This window comes from Mesorhizobium sp. M0615, from assembly GCF_040320805.1.
Taxonomy (GTDB): domain Bacteria; phylum Pseudomonadota; class Alphaproteobacteria; order Rhizobiales; family Rhizobiaceae; genus Mesorhizobium.
On sequence record NZ_JAMYQI010000009.1, the window covers coordinates 256,323 to 269,384 of the forward strand.

General features: G+C 63.4%; 13 protein-coding genes. 1 reads left to right on the forward strand and 12 read right to left on the reverse strand.

From position 1 onward, the window contains the following. Positions 1-2: 2 nt before the first annotated feature. The 5 genes from NKI46_RS18140 to NKI46_RS18160 form a co-directional block, all read right to left on the reverse strand. Positions 3-1,274, reverse strand: coding sequence for a cysteine desulfurase-like protein (locus NKI46_RS18140; RefSeq protein WP_352747245.1), 1,272 nt, complete (start codon positions 1,272-1,274; stop codon positions 3-5). A gap of 45 nt (positions 1,275-1,319) precedes the next feature. Continuing rightward, a complete protein-coding gene (locus tag NKI46_RS18145; RefSeq protein WP_023667812.1) occupies positions 1,320-1,994 on the reverse strand; it encodes an amino acid ABC transporter permease in 675 nt (224 codons plus the stop codon). A gap of 150 nt (positions 1,995-2,144) precedes the next feature. After that, a complete protein-coding gene (locus NKI46_RS18150) occupies positions 2,145-2,942 on the reverse strand; it encodes an ABC transporter substrate-binding protein (protein WP_023682726.1) in 798 nt (265 codons plus the stop codon). 76 nt (positions 2,943-3,018) lie between these two features. Continuing rightward, entirely contained in the window at positions 3,019-4,218 is a 1,200-nt protein-coding gene (locus NKI46_RS18155; RefSeq protein ID WP_023751786.1) for a pyridoxal phosphate-dependent aminotransferase, read from the reverse strand. Between the two features lie 155 nt (positions 4,219-4,373). Then, a complete protein-coding gene (locus NKI46_RS18160) occupies positions 4,374-5,135 on the reverse strand; it encodes an HpcH/HpaI aldolase family protein (protein WP_023686922.1) in 762 nt (253 codons plus the stop codon). A 120-nt stretch (positions 5,136-5,255) separates the two neighbouring features. Here NKI46_RS18160 and NKI46_RS18165 point away from each other — a divergent pair, with 120 nt between their 5' ends. After that, a complete protein-coding gene (locus NKI46_RS18165; protein WP_352446560.1) occupies positions 5,256-6,347 on the forward strand; it encodes an LLM class flavin-dependent oxidoreductase in 1,092 nt (363 codons plus the stop codon). 23 nt (positions 6,348-6,370) lie between these two features. On the opposite strand, the gene NKI46_RS18170 is transcribed toward NKI46_RS18165, so the two are convergent. The 7 genes from NKI46_RS18170 to NKI46_RS18200 all read right to left on the reverse strand — a co-directional run bounded on the left by NKI46_RS18170 (position 6,371) and on the right by NKI46_RS18200 (position 13,045). Continuing rightward, on the reverse strand, positions 6,371-6,766 hold the full coding sequence (locus tag NKI46_RS18170; RefSeq protein ID WP_023667806.1) for a RidA family protein: 396 nt from the start codon (positions 6,764-6,766) through the stop codon (positions 6,371-6,373). 54 nt (positions 6,767-6,820) lie between these two features. Next, positions 6,821-7,969 (reverse strand): acyl-CoA dehydrogenase family protein, encoded by a 1,149-nt coding sequence (locus NKI46_RS18175; protein WP_352460188.1) that lies wholly within the window; start codon positions 7,967-7,969, stop codon positions 6,821-6,823. Next, positions 7,969-8,781, reverse strand: a complete 813-nt coding sequence (locus NKI46_RS18180; RefSeq protein ID WP_352460189.1) for an enoyl-CoA hydratase family protein — start codon at positions 8,779-8,781, stop codon at positions 7,969-7,971. Before NKI46_RS18180 ends, NKI46_RS18175 begins: the two co-directional genes overlap by 1 nt. Then, the gene (locus tag NKI46_RS18185; RefSeq protein WP_023667803.1) at positions 8,778-9,248 is read right to left on the reverse strand and encodes a MarR family winged helix-turn-helix transcriptional regulator; all 471 of its coding nucleotides are present in this window, start codon (positions 9,246-9,248) and stop codon (positions 8,778-8,780) included. Before NKI46_RS18185 ends, NKI46_RS18180 begins: the two co-directional genes overlap by 4 nt. Then, entirely contained in the window at positions 9,242-10,015 is a 774-nt protein-coding gene (locus NKI46_RS18190) for an SDR family NAD(P)-dependent oxidoreductase (RefSeq protein WP_352460190.1), read from the reverse strand. The genes NKI46_RS18185 and NKI46_RS18190 overlap by 7 nt, the downstream gene beginning before the upstream one ends. Further along, positions 10,012-12,306, reverse strand: coding sequence for a bifunctional salicylyl-CoA 5-hydroxylase/oxidoreductase (locus NKI46_RS18195; RefSeq protein WP_352460191.1), 2,295 nt, complete (start codon positions 12,304-12,306; stop codon positions 10,012-10,014). The genes NKI46_RS18190 and NKI46_RS18195 overlap by 4 nt, the downstream gene beginning before the upstream one ends. A 139-nt stretch (positions 12,307-12,445) precedes the next feature. Further along, entirely contained in the window at positions 12,446-13,045 is a 600-nt protein-coding gene (locus tag NKI46_RS18200; RefSeq protein WP_023738334.1) for a VOC family protein, read from the reverse strand. Between the last annotated feature and the right edge of the window lie 17 nt (positions 13,046-13,062).

Consider the following 13,062-nt stretch of genomic DNA (forward strand, 5'->3'; position numbering starts at 1 on the left):
AGCTACGACAGCTTGGCTACGACGGCGCGCAACGCCTGGCCGAAACGCCTGACCTCGTCGACCGTGTTGTAATGGACCAGCGAGGCGCGGATGGCGCCGCTGTCCATCGACAGGTTGAGACGCTTCATCAACCGGGGCGCATACATATGGCCGTCGCGGATGCCGATCTGCATCTCAGCCATTTCCTCGACGATCCGCTGCGGCGACAGCTTGCCGATGTTGAAGCAGAAGGTCGGCACGCGCTCGTTGATGCGGGTCTCTTCCGAAACCCCGTAAATGGTCGCGCCGCAAGCTTTGAGCACCGCGAGCATCTCACGCGCCAGGAGCACTTCGTAATCGCGGATGGCGCCCATGCCGGCAACGATGTTGTCGCGCCGCGAGCGGTTGTTGGAGGGCGCCAGATTGCGGCCGATCAGTTCCAGGTACTGCACCGCGGCATCCATGCCCGAGACGTTTTCGTAGATGAAGGTGCCTGCCTCGACCTTGTAAGGCGGCTCGTCGGGGATGAAATCCTCGCGGAAGGTCGGCAGCCGCTTCAGCGTTTCGAAGCGGCCCCACAGAAAGCCCATATGCGGCGAGAAATTCTTGTAGCCGGAGCAGACGAGATAATCACAGTCCCAGGCCTGCACGTCGATCAGCCCGTGCGGTCCGTAATGCACGCAGTCAAGGAACACTTCGGCGCCGGCCGCATGCGCGATCGCGGCCACCGAAGCGACGTCGACGATCGAGCCGATCGAATGCGCGGTCACCGTGCAGGCGACGAGACGGGTGCGATCGGAAACCAGCGGCTTGAGGTCGTCGACATGCAGGTTGCCGTCCTCGCGCATGCGCCACCATTTGAACTTGGCTCCGGCGGGCTCCAGCGCCAGCCACGTGGCGATGTTGGCGTCGTGGTCCATATCGGTGATGACGATCTCGTCGCGCTCTGTGTCCTTGGCCAGCATCTGGCCGATGCCGAGGCTGACCAGGCGAATGAACGAGGTGGCGTTCATGCCGAAGCAGATTTCCGACGGACTGTAGGCGTTGATCAGCAAGGCCACGCTCGTCCGAGCATCCGCAACCGATTGGTCGACCGTGACCGAGCGCCCATAGCGACCACCACGCTGCACATTGTGCGAGACCAGGTGATTGGTCACCGCGTCGAGCACGCTCTGCGGGATCTGCGCGCCGGCGGCGTTGTCCATGAAGATGAAATCACGGGCGCGCTGCAAGGCCGGAAACATGGCGCGGATGGTGTCGACCGGAAAGCCGCCGGCGGCTTGGGAATTGCTCAACTGTATCTCCTGCGAATGGCTTGGGAAGCGGGACGGTTGATGAGGTCAGCGCGTCTTCTCGGTCTTGAAGCGGTCTTCGAGCAGGCTGACGAGGCGGACCATGGGCCAGAGGAAGATGAGATAGACCAAAGCGGCGCCGATCAGCGGCGAGGGATTGGCATAGAGCGATTGCGCGTTGGTCGCTTCCTTCAACAGTTCAGGCAGCGCAACGGTGGAAGCGAGCGACGTGTCCTTAAACATCGAGACGCAATTGCTGGTCATCGGCGGGATGACGACTCGGATCGCCTGCGGCAGCACCACCTTGCGCAAGGTCAAAAGGAAAGGCAGGCCGAGCGCCTGTGCTGCCTCGAATTGGCCTTTCGGAATGCTCTCAATGCCGGAGCGGAACACTTCTGCTGAATAGGCCGACATGATGATGGCGAACGCCGTCACGGCGGAGGCCCAGGACGACAGACGGATGCCGAGGAAGGGCAGCGCATAATAGATCAGGATCAGCACCACCAGCACCGGCAGGGCCCGGAAGATGTCGGTGTAGCCGACCGCCAGCCAGCGCAGCGGCTTCGGCGCATAGAGCCGCAACAGGCTGATCCCCAGGCCAATGGGAATGCCGATGCCGATACTCAAAATGCCGAGCAGCAGCGTGTTCAGGAAGCCACGCAACAGCGCCGGCAGGCTGGACATGATCACGTCAGGATTGAAGAAGGTGTCGATCAGCGACATGGGAGCGTTCCCGAACCCCAGAGCAAAGGATGCTCAAGTTAAAACCAATCGACCTTGCCTCCGATGAGGCTATCCGTGTGGCAGCAGGCGCCGGAGCGTGAAATGAATCGTGCCGGCCTGGGAGCCGGCACGATTTAAGTGCATTGCCGGTCAGGCCTTGGGCAGCGGCATTTCCTTGACCGTCGAGGAATCGGCTGGCGCGTCGCTGCCGAACCACTTCTTGTGGATCGCGGCCAGCGTTCCGTCCTTCTTCATCGCGGTCAGCGCGTCGTTCAGCTTGCCGAGCAGCGGATGGTCCTTGCTCATCATCAGGCCGTACTGTTCGCCGGTCTTGATGCGCTGCTTGACCTTCAGGTCCTTCATCTTGGTGAAGGAGTATTCCATGCCCGGAATATCGCTGACGGCGGCGTCCACGCGGCCCGCGCTGAGGTCGAGCAGAAGATTCTGCTGCGTGTCATAGCCCTTCACGTCGCTGTAGCCGTCAGCCTCCTGATGCGCCTTGACCCAGGTCTCGCCGGTCGAGCCTGAAAGCACGCCGACGATCTTGCCCTTGAGGTCGGCCTCGGTGTTAACAGCGCTATCGGTCTTCGTCGCAATGCCCATGTCGGAGTCATAATAGGGCTGGGTGAAGGACAGCGTTTTCAGTCGCTCCGGCGTGATGGTGATGGAGGAGATCGCGACATCGATGCGGTTGGAACTGACAGCCGCGAACAGCGCCTGGAAGCCGAGGTCGGCAATGTCGGTGGTCATGCCGGCACGCTTGGCCGCTTCGTTGACGATGTCGACTTCAAAGCCCTCGAACGTGCCGCTCTCGTTCTTGTATTCGAAGGGCGGATTGGTCGGGTAGGCGCCGACATTGAGCACATCGGCGGCAAAGGCGGTGGCCGGGCCGGCAGCGATGCCGATCGTGGCGGCGAGAAGAAGCAGGTTGCGACGAGTGAAGCTCATTTTGTGTTCCCTCTGGTTGTGATCGGGCGGGTTTGCTCCCGCACGGTTTGTTGCCGTCCCACCTCCCAGCGGGGCGTCAATTTATGGCGGCGACCATGCGCTCGAGCGCGGTCGCTATCTGGTCGCGTTCACGGCACACGCACATCCGCAGGAAGGCCGCTGCCGAATTTCCAAAGAGGTGGCCGGGAGCCAGCCCGACGCGCGCCGTCTCCAGTATCCTGGCGCAGGCCTGCCGGGCGTCGCTTTCGCCGTCCATGGCAAAGAAGGCATACATGCCTCCGCGCGGTTTCGTCGGCAGGATGATGCCGGGAATCTGGGCCAGCCTGTCATAGGCAAGGTCGAGGCCGGTTTTGATCCGCTGCCTGATCTCCTCGACCAGCGGCTCGCCTTGGCGGATGGCGGCGACAGCGCCTGCCTGGATAGGCGCGGCGGTGCCGCTGTTGATGTACTGCGTCATGGCGCCAAGCTGGTCGGCCACCCCCGACGGATGCGTCAGCCAGCCGATGCGCCAGCCGGTCATCGCCCACGCCTTCGAAAAACTGTTGACCGACAGCACCCGGTCGCCATCCTCGGCGATCTGCAGGATGGAAGGAGCAACATTGCCGTCGAAATAGAGCCGGCCATAGACCTCGTCGGAGATGATCCAGATGCCGGTGCGCCGGCTGAAGTCGAGCAGCGCCTGCATCTCCTCGCGCGACGCGGTCCAGCCGGTCGGGTTGGACGGCGTCGACAGGAAGATCGCGCGTGTGCGCGCATCGCAAGTGGCGAACAGCCGGTCGAGATCGAGATGCCAGTCGCCCTTGAAGTCGAGCGAAAACGGCCTTGGCTCGCCGCCGATCAGATGGATGGCGTTGTGGATGTTGGGCCATTGCGGCGCGACATAGACGACGTTGCTGCCGGTATCGACCAGCAGTTCCAGCGCCAGGTACAGCGCCTGCATGCCGCCGGGCGTGACCGTGGTGCGCGCAATCGGGATCGTCCGGCCGTGAATGCGCGTTTGGTATTCCGACAGCGCCTCGTTCAGTAGGGGGTGCCCACGCATGTTAGGGAAGTAGAACGTCTGGCCTTCATCGAAGGCGGCCTTCGCCGCGTCGCGGATGAAAGCGGGCGTCACCATGTCGCCTTCGCCGTACCAGAGCGCGATCACGTCGCCCAGTTCTCGGGCGCGCACGGCAAGGTTGGCAATGTTTTCGGTGTGCAGGTCACGGATCTGGGCACGTACGCCGTCGAAAGCATAACGCGCGCTGGACGATGACTGGGGCAGTATGAACGACAAGGACTGAAACCCCTCCCACCCGGAGCACCGCGACGGACTGCCCGGCAAGCCCCACCGGCACGACAGTCGCCATCGAGTTTGGATGCTATCCAATGTGCTGCGCTTTTCAAGGAAAAAGTTTTAAGCTTAAAAAGTTTTTGCCCGATCCCGCCCGTCTACCGCAGCTCGGCGCGCGCAGCGGTGCAGTTGGCCGCAGCGCCGGCGCCAAGAAACATCGTATCGCTGGCCAGCACGAAGAAGCTCGCGCCGATAGCGGCCCACTGGCTGATCGTCTGTGGGCTGGCGCAAAATATACCCGATGTCCTGCCATGCGCGACGGTCGCGCGGATGATCCTTGTGATCGCCTCATTGAGCTTGTCCACGCCTTTCGGCCCGATCGCATCGATCGACACGGAGAGATCGCCGGGGCCGACGAAGACCACATCGATGCCGTCTATGGCCGCGATCGCCTCGATGTTGGCCAGCCCCTCCGATGTCTCGACCTGGACCGCGACGACCACCCTATCATTGGCCGCGGCCAGATATTCGGGAATGCGATAGCCATAGCCGGCCGCGCGGCCAGGCCCGACGCCGCGCTCGCCCAGCGGCGGATAGCGCGAGGCTTTCACCGCCGCCTCGGCCTGAGCAGCGGTCGAGACGCGCGGCACGAGCACGCCTTGCGCGCCGCTGTCGAGCGCCGCCTGGATAGCTTCCGGCGCATGACCGGGAACACGCACCATGGCCGGCACGCGATGCACGTCGGCCGCGCGCACCATGGTTTCGATCGTGTCGCGCGCGATCTGGGCATGTTCCCAGTCGATGCAGACGAAGTCGAGGCCGGTGAGCGCCATCACTTCGACGGCGACGGGATGGGGAATAGCGGCGAAGGAGCCGACGAGATTGGTCTTGCCGATGCACTTCTGACGGAACGCGCTCATATCCATCCCCTTTTCCCCTCCGAATTCATATCCGCAATCGGCGGCGAGGCGAAGCTATTTCAGGCTTGAAATATTTTTGCGCGGGCCTAGCGTGTCGGTCTCCCGCCACGAGTTCCCATGATGATCAAAACGCATCCCCTGCACGGCTCGAACAAACTGAAGCTCGGCGTCTTTTCGACCAATGCCGATGGCGGTCTGGCCATCACCGATGTGCCGGAACGCTGGACGGCAAGCTGGCAGGACAATCTGACGGCGGCGCAGATCGCCGACCGCGCCGGGCTGGAATTTATGCTGCCGATCGCGCGCTGGCGTGGCTTTGGCGGCCGCAACAAGGTGCGCGAATGGTCGTTCGAGACCTTCACCTGGGCAGCAGCCCTGGCGGTGGCCACCGAGCAGATCGGCCTGTTCATGACCGTGCATGTGCCGCTGGTGCATCCGCTCTATGCCGCCAAGGCGCTGGCAACTGTCGACCATATCAGCCAGGGCCGCGCCGGCCTGAACATCGTCTGCGGCTGGAACCCGAAGGAATTCGGCATGTTCGGCACGCCTTTGGTCGAGAAGGGCTACGACCAGGCCGCCGAATGGATCGAAATCCTGGAAAAGCTCTACGCCTCGGACCAGCCTCTGGACTATGAAGGCACCTACTATCGCCTCAAGGAGGCGGTGAGCCGGCCGGCGAGCCTGCAGGTTCCACGCCCGGTGACCATGAACGCTGCTTTCGGTGGCCCGGGCCGGGATTTCGCCGCCGCCCGATGCGATTATCTGTTCACGACCTTTTCGGAAATGAGCGATGCCGGCAAGCATGTCGCCGACATCAGCGAGCGGGCCGACAAGGTTGGCCGCAACGTCGGCGTCTACACGGTGGCGCATGTCGTCTGCCGTCCAACCATGGAAGAGGCGCAGGCCTACTACACGCGCTATGCCGTCGATCTGGTCGACCACGATGCGGTCGATGCTCATATGGCAGGCAAGAAGGAGTTCTCGCAGTCGCATGACCCGCATGCCTATGACCGCTACCGGCAGCGTTTCGCCGGCGGCGCCGGCACCTACCCGCTGGTTGGAACGCCAGAGACGATTGCCGCCGAGATGGCGGCAATCGCCGGGCATGGCTACCAGGGCATCGCGCTATCCTTCGTCAACTACACCCAGGAACTGCCCTATTTCTGCGACCACGTATTGCCGCTGCTGAAGCGGGCGGGGCTGCGCTGCTGATCAATCAGGGAATAACGAATTCGTTAATCCGGAATAACGGCGGTGGCCTGAATCTCGATTTTGGCGCGATCTTCCACCAGCGCTACCACCTGCATGGCGGCCATCGCCGGAAAATGCCGGCCGATCACCTCGCGATAGGCTTCGCCGATACCCTTGAGGTTGCCGAGATATTCGGCCTTGTCGGTGAAATACCAGGTCATCGCGGTGATGTGGCGTGGCTCCGCGCCGGCTTCCGCCAGCACGGCGACGATGTTTTGCAGCGTCTGCCGCACCTGGCCGGCGAAATCGTCGGTCTCGAACTGGCACTGCCCGTTCCAGCCGACCTGTCCGCCCACGAAGACGAGCCTGCCGCGCGCAGCAATGCCGTTGGCGTAGCCGACCGGTTTCGCCCAGCCCTCCGGCTGCAGGATCTCATGCATTTTCAAGCCTCCCGGTATTCTTAAAACCAAATCTCAAAATCAAATACGTCGCTGTCAGGCCGCGCCCATCACCTGCCGTGCGATCACCACCTTCTGCACATCGGATGCGCCCTCGTAGATGCGTAGCGCGCGGATCTCGCGATAGAGGCTCTCGACGATATGGCCCTTGCGGACGCCGTCCCCCCCATGCAGCTGCACAGCCTTGTCGATCACCTCTTGCGCCTTGTCGGTGGCGAACAGCTTGGCCATCGCCGCCTCGCGGGTGACACGAGCCGCGCCCATGTCCTTGGTCCAGGCAGCGCGGTAGACCAGCAGCGCTGCGGCATCGATGTCCAGCGCCATGTCGGCGATATGGCCTTGCACCATCTGCAGCTCTCCCATCGGAGCGCCGAAAAGTTTGCGCTCGGCCACCCTGCTGATGCTTTCGTCCAGCGCCCGGCGGGCAAAGCCGAGTGCCGCCGCGCCGACCGTGGAGCGGAACACGTCAAGCACCGACATGGCGATGCGGAAGCCGTCTCCCGGTTTGCCGATCAGCGCCGAGGCCGGCACCCGGACCTGATCGAAGGAAAGCCGCGCCAGCGGATGCGGCGCGATCACTTCAAGGCGCTCGGCAATGCCAAGCCCCTTGGTATCAGCGGGTATGAGAAAGGCGGAAAGTCCCTTGGCACCCGGTGCCTCGGCGGTGCGGGCAAAGACGACGTAGAGATCGGCAATGCCGCCATTGGAAATCCAGGTCTTCTCGCCGCTGAGGATATAGAAGTCGCCATCGCGGCTCGCCATCATTTCGGTGTTGGCGACATCCGACCCGGAGCGTGGCTCCGAAAGCGCGAAGGCGGAAATCGTCTTGCCGGCCCTGGTCTTTGCCAGCCATTGCTGCTGGTCGGGCGTGCCGAACAGGCTGAGCGCGCCGGTGCCGAGCCCCTGCATGGCGAAGGCGAAGTCGGCCAGCCCGTCATGGCGCGCCAGCGTCTCGCGCGTGATGCACAAGGTGCGGACATCGAGCGGTCCCGGATTGTCGGTATCGAGCGCCGTCGGCTTCAACCAGCCGTCGCGGCCAAGTTTCGCCACCAGCTCGCGGCAGGCGGCATCGACGTCATGGTGATCGACGGGCAGGTTCCTGGCGCACCAGGCATCAAGGCGTTCGGCGAGTTCGCGATGCCGGTCTTCGAAAAACGGCCAGTTGAGGAAACTCTTGTCAGCCATCAATTGCCCTCGAACACCGGTTTCTCCTTGGCGAGGAAGGCCTTGTAGGCGCGCTCGAAGTCACGCGTCTGCATGCAGATCGCCTGCGCCTGCGCTTCCGCTTCGATCGCCTGGTCGAGGCCCATCGACCATTCCTGGTTGAGCTGCGTCTTGGTGATGCCGTGCGCGAAGGTCGGACCCGAGACGATGCGCGCCGCCATCTCGAGCGCGTCGGCCTCGAGCACTGCGGCATCGACCAGCCTGTTGTAGAAGCCCCAGCGCTCGCCTTCCGCTGCCGTCATCGTGCGGCCGGTGTAGAGCAATTCGGCGGCACGGCCCTGGCCGATGATGCGCGGCAGGATCGCGCAGGCGCCCATGTCGCAGCCGGCAAGGCCGACGCGGGTGAACAGGAAAGCGGTCTTGGCCTCCGGCGTGGCGATGCGGATGTCGGCGCTCATGGCGATGATGGCGCCGGCGCCGACCGCGACCCCGTCGACCGCCGCGATGATCGGCTTGCCGCAATTGAGCATCGCCTTGACGAAATCGCCGGTCATGCGGGTGAAGGCGAGCAACTCCTTCATGTCCATATTGACCAAGGGGCCGATAATGTCGTGGACATCGCCGCCCGAGCAGAAATTGCCGCCATTGGGCAGGAACACCACGGCGTCGACGTCGTCGGCATAGACGAGATCGCGGAACGTGTCGCGCAGTTCCGCATAGCTGTCGAAGGTCAGCGGATTCTTGCGCTCCGGCCGGTCGAGCCGCACCCTGGCGATCCTGCCTTCGACTTCCCAAAGGAAGTGCTTCGGCTTGAGGCCGGCCATCGAACTCATTCGCGTCCCTCCCAGTTGCTGCGGAACGAGGTCAGCATGCCGGTCAGCCGGCGCGCATCCTCCTCGCTGACCTTGGCCAGCAATTCTCCGATCCAACCCTCATGCGCCGCGGCCATTGCGGCAAAAGATTTGGAACCCTCGTCGGTCAGTCGCACCATGGATGTGCGGCGATCGCCATTGCGGCGCGCGCGCGCGACCACCCCTTCCGAAACCAGCCGGTCGACGATGCCGGTGACATTGCCGTTGGATACCAGCAGGAAGCGCGACAGATCGCTCATCAGCATGCCTTCCGGCGCGCGGTAGAGGGCGGCCATGACGTCGAAACGCGGCAGCGTCGTATCGAATTCCTTCTTCAGGCGCTCGCGCAGCTCCGCTTCGATCGTGCGCGAGGCGCGCAGCAGCCTGATCCAGAGACGCAGCCGGTCCTTGCCGGGTCCCGACGGCGCGGGCAATGGGCCGGCTACCATGTTTCGCCTCCTGAGATCGAAATTGCTTGTCCGGTAATCGACGCAGCCGCATCGCCGCACAGCCAGAGCACCGCCGCGGCAACTTCCTGCGGCTGGATGAAACGGCCTTGCGGGTTGGTCGAGGCAAGGCTCGCCCGCGCCTGCTCGACTGAGCGGCCGGTCTTTTCGACGACGCGCTGAATGGACTCCTCCAGCATGCCGGTCTCTACGAAGCCCGGGCAAACGGCGTTGACGGTCACGCCGGATTTCGCCGTCTCGGCGGCCAGCGCCCGCATCAGCCCGACGACGCCGTGCTTGGCCGCCACATAGGGTGCGACATAGGCGTAGCCTTTCAGCCCTGCGGTCGAGGCGACGAAGACGATCCGGCCCGCCTTGCGTGCGGCCATGCCGGCCAGCGCCGGCTTCACCGTCAGGAAGGCGCCGGTCAGATTGACGTCGAGCGTCCGCTGCCAGTCGGCAAGCGAGGTCCTGTGCGCCGGCGTGCTGCCGGCCATGCCGGCATTGGCGACGACGATTTCGAACGGGCCGCGCACGGCTTCCGCTTGCGCGTAGAGCGAAATCATCGCCGCCTCGTCGGTGACATCGGCTGACATGGCGTGGATGCGGTCGTTCTCGCCGGCCAACTTGGCAAGCTCGGCCTCGCGCCGCCCGCATATGGTCACCTCGATACCGGCTTCGGCCAGCACGAGTGCGATGACCCGGCCGACGCCGGAGCCGCCGCCGGTGACCAAAGCATGCTTGCCGGGGATCGCCGAGGCCGTCGTCATACTTTCAACCCCGCCGCCGCATCGCGCTCGGCCAGCCGGTAGATCTGGTCGCGTCCGGGCAGATAGGGATCCGGCCATTTGACACCACGATCACCGAGCGTCACGGCCGCATGCAGCGTCCAGTAGGGATCGGCGAGATGCGGCCGTGCCAGGGCCACCAGGTCGGCGCGGCCTGCCATCAGGATCGAATTGACATGGTCCGGCTCATAGATGTTGCCGACCGCCATCGTCGCCATGCCGACCTCGTTGCGGATGCGGTCCGAGAATGGTGTCTGGAACATGCGGCCATAGACAGGCTTGGCGGCAATCGAGGTCTGACCTGCCGAGACGTCGCAGATGTCGACGCCGGCTTCGTGCAGCATGCGCGCGATCTCCACCGCATCGGCCGGCGTCACACCCTCGATGCCGACCCAATCATTGGCCGAAATGCGCACCGAAATCGGCTTTCGCGCCGGCCAGGCGGCGCGCACCGCATGGAAGACTTCCAGGGGATAGCGCATGCGATTTTCCAGCGAACCGCCATACTCATCCGTGCGCTGGTTGGTGACCGGCGTGATGAAGGACGACAGGAGATAGCCGTGCGCGGCGTGGATCTCCAGCATGTCGAAGCCGCAACGATCGGCCATTTCGGTGGAGGCCACGAACTGGTCGCGCACCAAATCCATATCGGCGCGGTCCATGGCTTTCGGCACCTGGTTTTGCGGCGACCATGCAATCGCCGAGGCCGCCATGACCGGCCAATTGCCCGAGGAGAGCGGCACGTCGGTGCCCTCCCAGCCGACACGGGTCGAGCCCTTGGCCCCGGAATGCCCGATCTGGGCGCAGATTTTAGCCTCGGTCTCGGTGTGGACGAAATCGACCAGCCGCTTCCACGCCACCTCATGTTCGGACGCATAGAAGCCGGGACAACCGGGCGTGATGCGTCCTTCCGGGCTGACGCAGGTCATCTCGATATAGACAAGCCCGGCGCCGCCCTTCGCACGCTCGGCATAGTGGGCGAAATGCCAGTCGGTCGGGCAGCCGTCGACGGCCTTGTACTGCGCCATCGGCGAAACGACGACCCGGTTGTTGAGCTGCATGTCGCGCAGCTTGAACGGCGCGAACATCGGCGCCCGGCGCTGCCTGTTGCCGCCTGCCCCCGCCTGGCGCTGGAACCATTCCTCGGCGCTTTCAAGCCATTTGGCATCGCGCAGCCGCAAATTCTCGTGGCTGATGCGCTGCGAGCGGGTCAGCAGCGAATAATTGAACTGCACCGGATCAAGGCCGAGATAGCGCTCGACCTCCTCGAACCACTCCAGCGAATTGCGCGCCGCCGACTGCAGCTTCAGCACCTCGGTGCGGCGCGCATCCTCATACTTGCGGAAGGCGGCGTCGAGGTCCGGTTCGGTTTTGACATATTCGGCCAGCGCCACCGCGCTTTCCAATGCGAGCTTGGTGCCGGAGCCGATCGAGAAATGTGCCGAGGCCGCCGCGTCGCCCATCAGAGCCAGGTTCTTGTAGGACCAGCGTTCGCACAGCACGCGCGGGAAATTGATCCAGGCCGAACCTCTGATGTGATTGGCATTGGTCATCAGCGCGTGGCCGCCGAGATGTTTCTCAAAGATGCGCTCGCAGACGGCGATGGATTCCTGCTGCGACATGGCGCCGAAGCCGAAGGCAGCCCAGGTCTGTTCGCTGCACTCGACAATGAAGGTCGCTGTCTCGCTGTCGAATTGATAGGCGTGCGCCCACACCCAGCCATGCTCGGTCTTCTCGAAGATGAAGGTGAAGGCGTCGTCGAATTTCTGGTTGGTGCCGAGCCAGACGAATTTGCATTTGCGGGTGTCGATGTCGGGCTTGAAGACTTCGACGAAGGTGTTGCGCGCCCTTGAGTTCAGCCCATCGGCGGCGACGACCAGATCATGCGTCTCCATATAGGGCTGAGGGTCGGCGATATCGCTCTCGAACATCAGCCTCACGCCAAGTTCGCGCGCGCGTCGCTGCAGCAGGACCAGAAGCCGCTTGCGGCCGATGCCACAGAAACCGTGGCCCGACGAGACCGTGCGCACGCCGTCATGGATGACGGCGATGTCGTCCCAATAGGCGAAATGCTTCTTGATCCAGACAGCGCTGACCGGGTCGTTTTTGGCAAGGTTGTCGAGTGTTTCGGCCGACAGCACGACGCCCCAGCCGAACGTATCGTCGGCGCGATTGCGCTCGAACACCGTGATCTCGTGGGCGGCGTCCCGCAGCTTCATTGAAATGGCAAAGTAGAGGCCGGCTGGTCCGCCACCGAGAACCGCAACCTTCATCCGTGCGATCTCCTCTTCGCTTGCTGCATATTAAGTATCGCGCCGGAGACAAAATATTTCAAGCTTAAAGTTTCATGTTGGAACGATTGCTGGACACGGGTGGCGCGCCTGCGGGCTGGCCCCGCAAGCGCTCTGGAAATCACTTGTCCGGGTTCTTCGGGCTCCACAGCACAGTCTCGGCACCCTTCTCATAGGCCATCCCATCGGGATAGCTGATCGCCTCCAGCTGCAATCCCCATGGCGCCTGGAAATAGAGGATGGTCTGGCCGGCCGCCGGACCTTCCTTGACCGGCAGCGGACCCATCCGCGTCTTCACCCCCTTGCTGTCGAGATAGGCTTTCGCCGCGGCGACATCATCGACATACATGGCAATGTGGAAGCCGCCGATATCGCTGTTCTTCGGAGTCAAATCCTTCTGGTCAGGCGCGGTGTACTTGAACAGCTCGATGTTCGATCCATAACCGCAACGCACCATGGTGACCTGCTCGATGACAGCCTTCGGATCGACGCCCAGAAGATCCTGCATGAAGGTGCCCTTGTCATCGGCGAACGGACCGAACGACATCGCCTTCTTGCAGCCGACGACTTCGGTGAAGAAGTCGACTGCCTGCTTCATGTCGGGCACCGTGATGCCGGTGTGGTCGTGGCCGCGCATGCCGGGGATCGCATCGGCCGAAGCCGTTCCCATCGAGCAGAACAGGATCGCGGCAAGCATCGTGCCGCGGGCTGCGTAATTCATATTACCCTCCGTTCGCG

Coding starts and splice junctions, on each gene's coding strand:
- NKI46_RS18145 (WP_023667812.1), bottom strand. CDS start 1,994: ATGTCGCTGATCGACACCTTCTTCAATCCTGACGTGATCATGTCCAGC.
- NKI46_RS18150 (WP_023682726.1), bottom strand. CDS start 2,942: ATGAGCTTCACTCGTCGCAACCTGCTTCTTCTCGCCGCCACGATCGGC.
- NKI46_RS18160 (WP_023686922.1), bottom strand. CDS start 5,135: ATGAGCGCGTTCCGTCAGAAGTGCATCGGCAAGACCAATCTCGTCGGC.
- NKI46_RS18165 (WP_352446560.1), top strand. CDS start 5,256: ATGATCAAAACGCATCCCCTGCACGGCTCGAACAAACTGAAGCTCGGC.
- NKI46_RS18170 (WP_023667806.1), bottom strand. CDS start 6,766: ATGCATGAGATCCTGCAGCCGGAGGGCTGGGCGAAACCGGTCGGCTAC.
- NKI46_RS18175 (WP_352460188.1), bottom strand. CDS start 7,969: ATGGCTGACAAGAGTTTCCTCAACTGGCCGTTTTTCGAAGACCGGCAT.
- NKI46_RS18180 (WP_352460189.1), bottom strand. CDS start 8,781: ATGAGTTCGATGGCCGGCCTCAAGCCGAAGCACTTCCTTTGGGAAGTC.
- NKI46_RS18185 (WP_023667803.1), bottom strand. CDS start 9,248: ATGGTAGCCGGCCCATTGCCCGCGCCGTCGGGACCCGGCAAGGACCGG.
- NKI46_RS18190 (WP_352460190.1), bottom strand. CDS start 10,015: ATGACGACGGCCTCGGCGATCCCCGGCAAGCATGCTTTGGTCACCGGC.
- NKI46_RS18195 (WP_352460191.1), bottom strand. CDS start 12,306: ATGAAGGTTGCGGTTCTCGGTGGCGGACCAGCCGGCCTCTACTTTGCC.
- NKI46_RS18200 (WP_023738334.1), bottom strand. CDS start 13,045: ATGAATTACGCAGCCCGCGGCACGATGCTTGCCGCGATCCTGTTCTGC.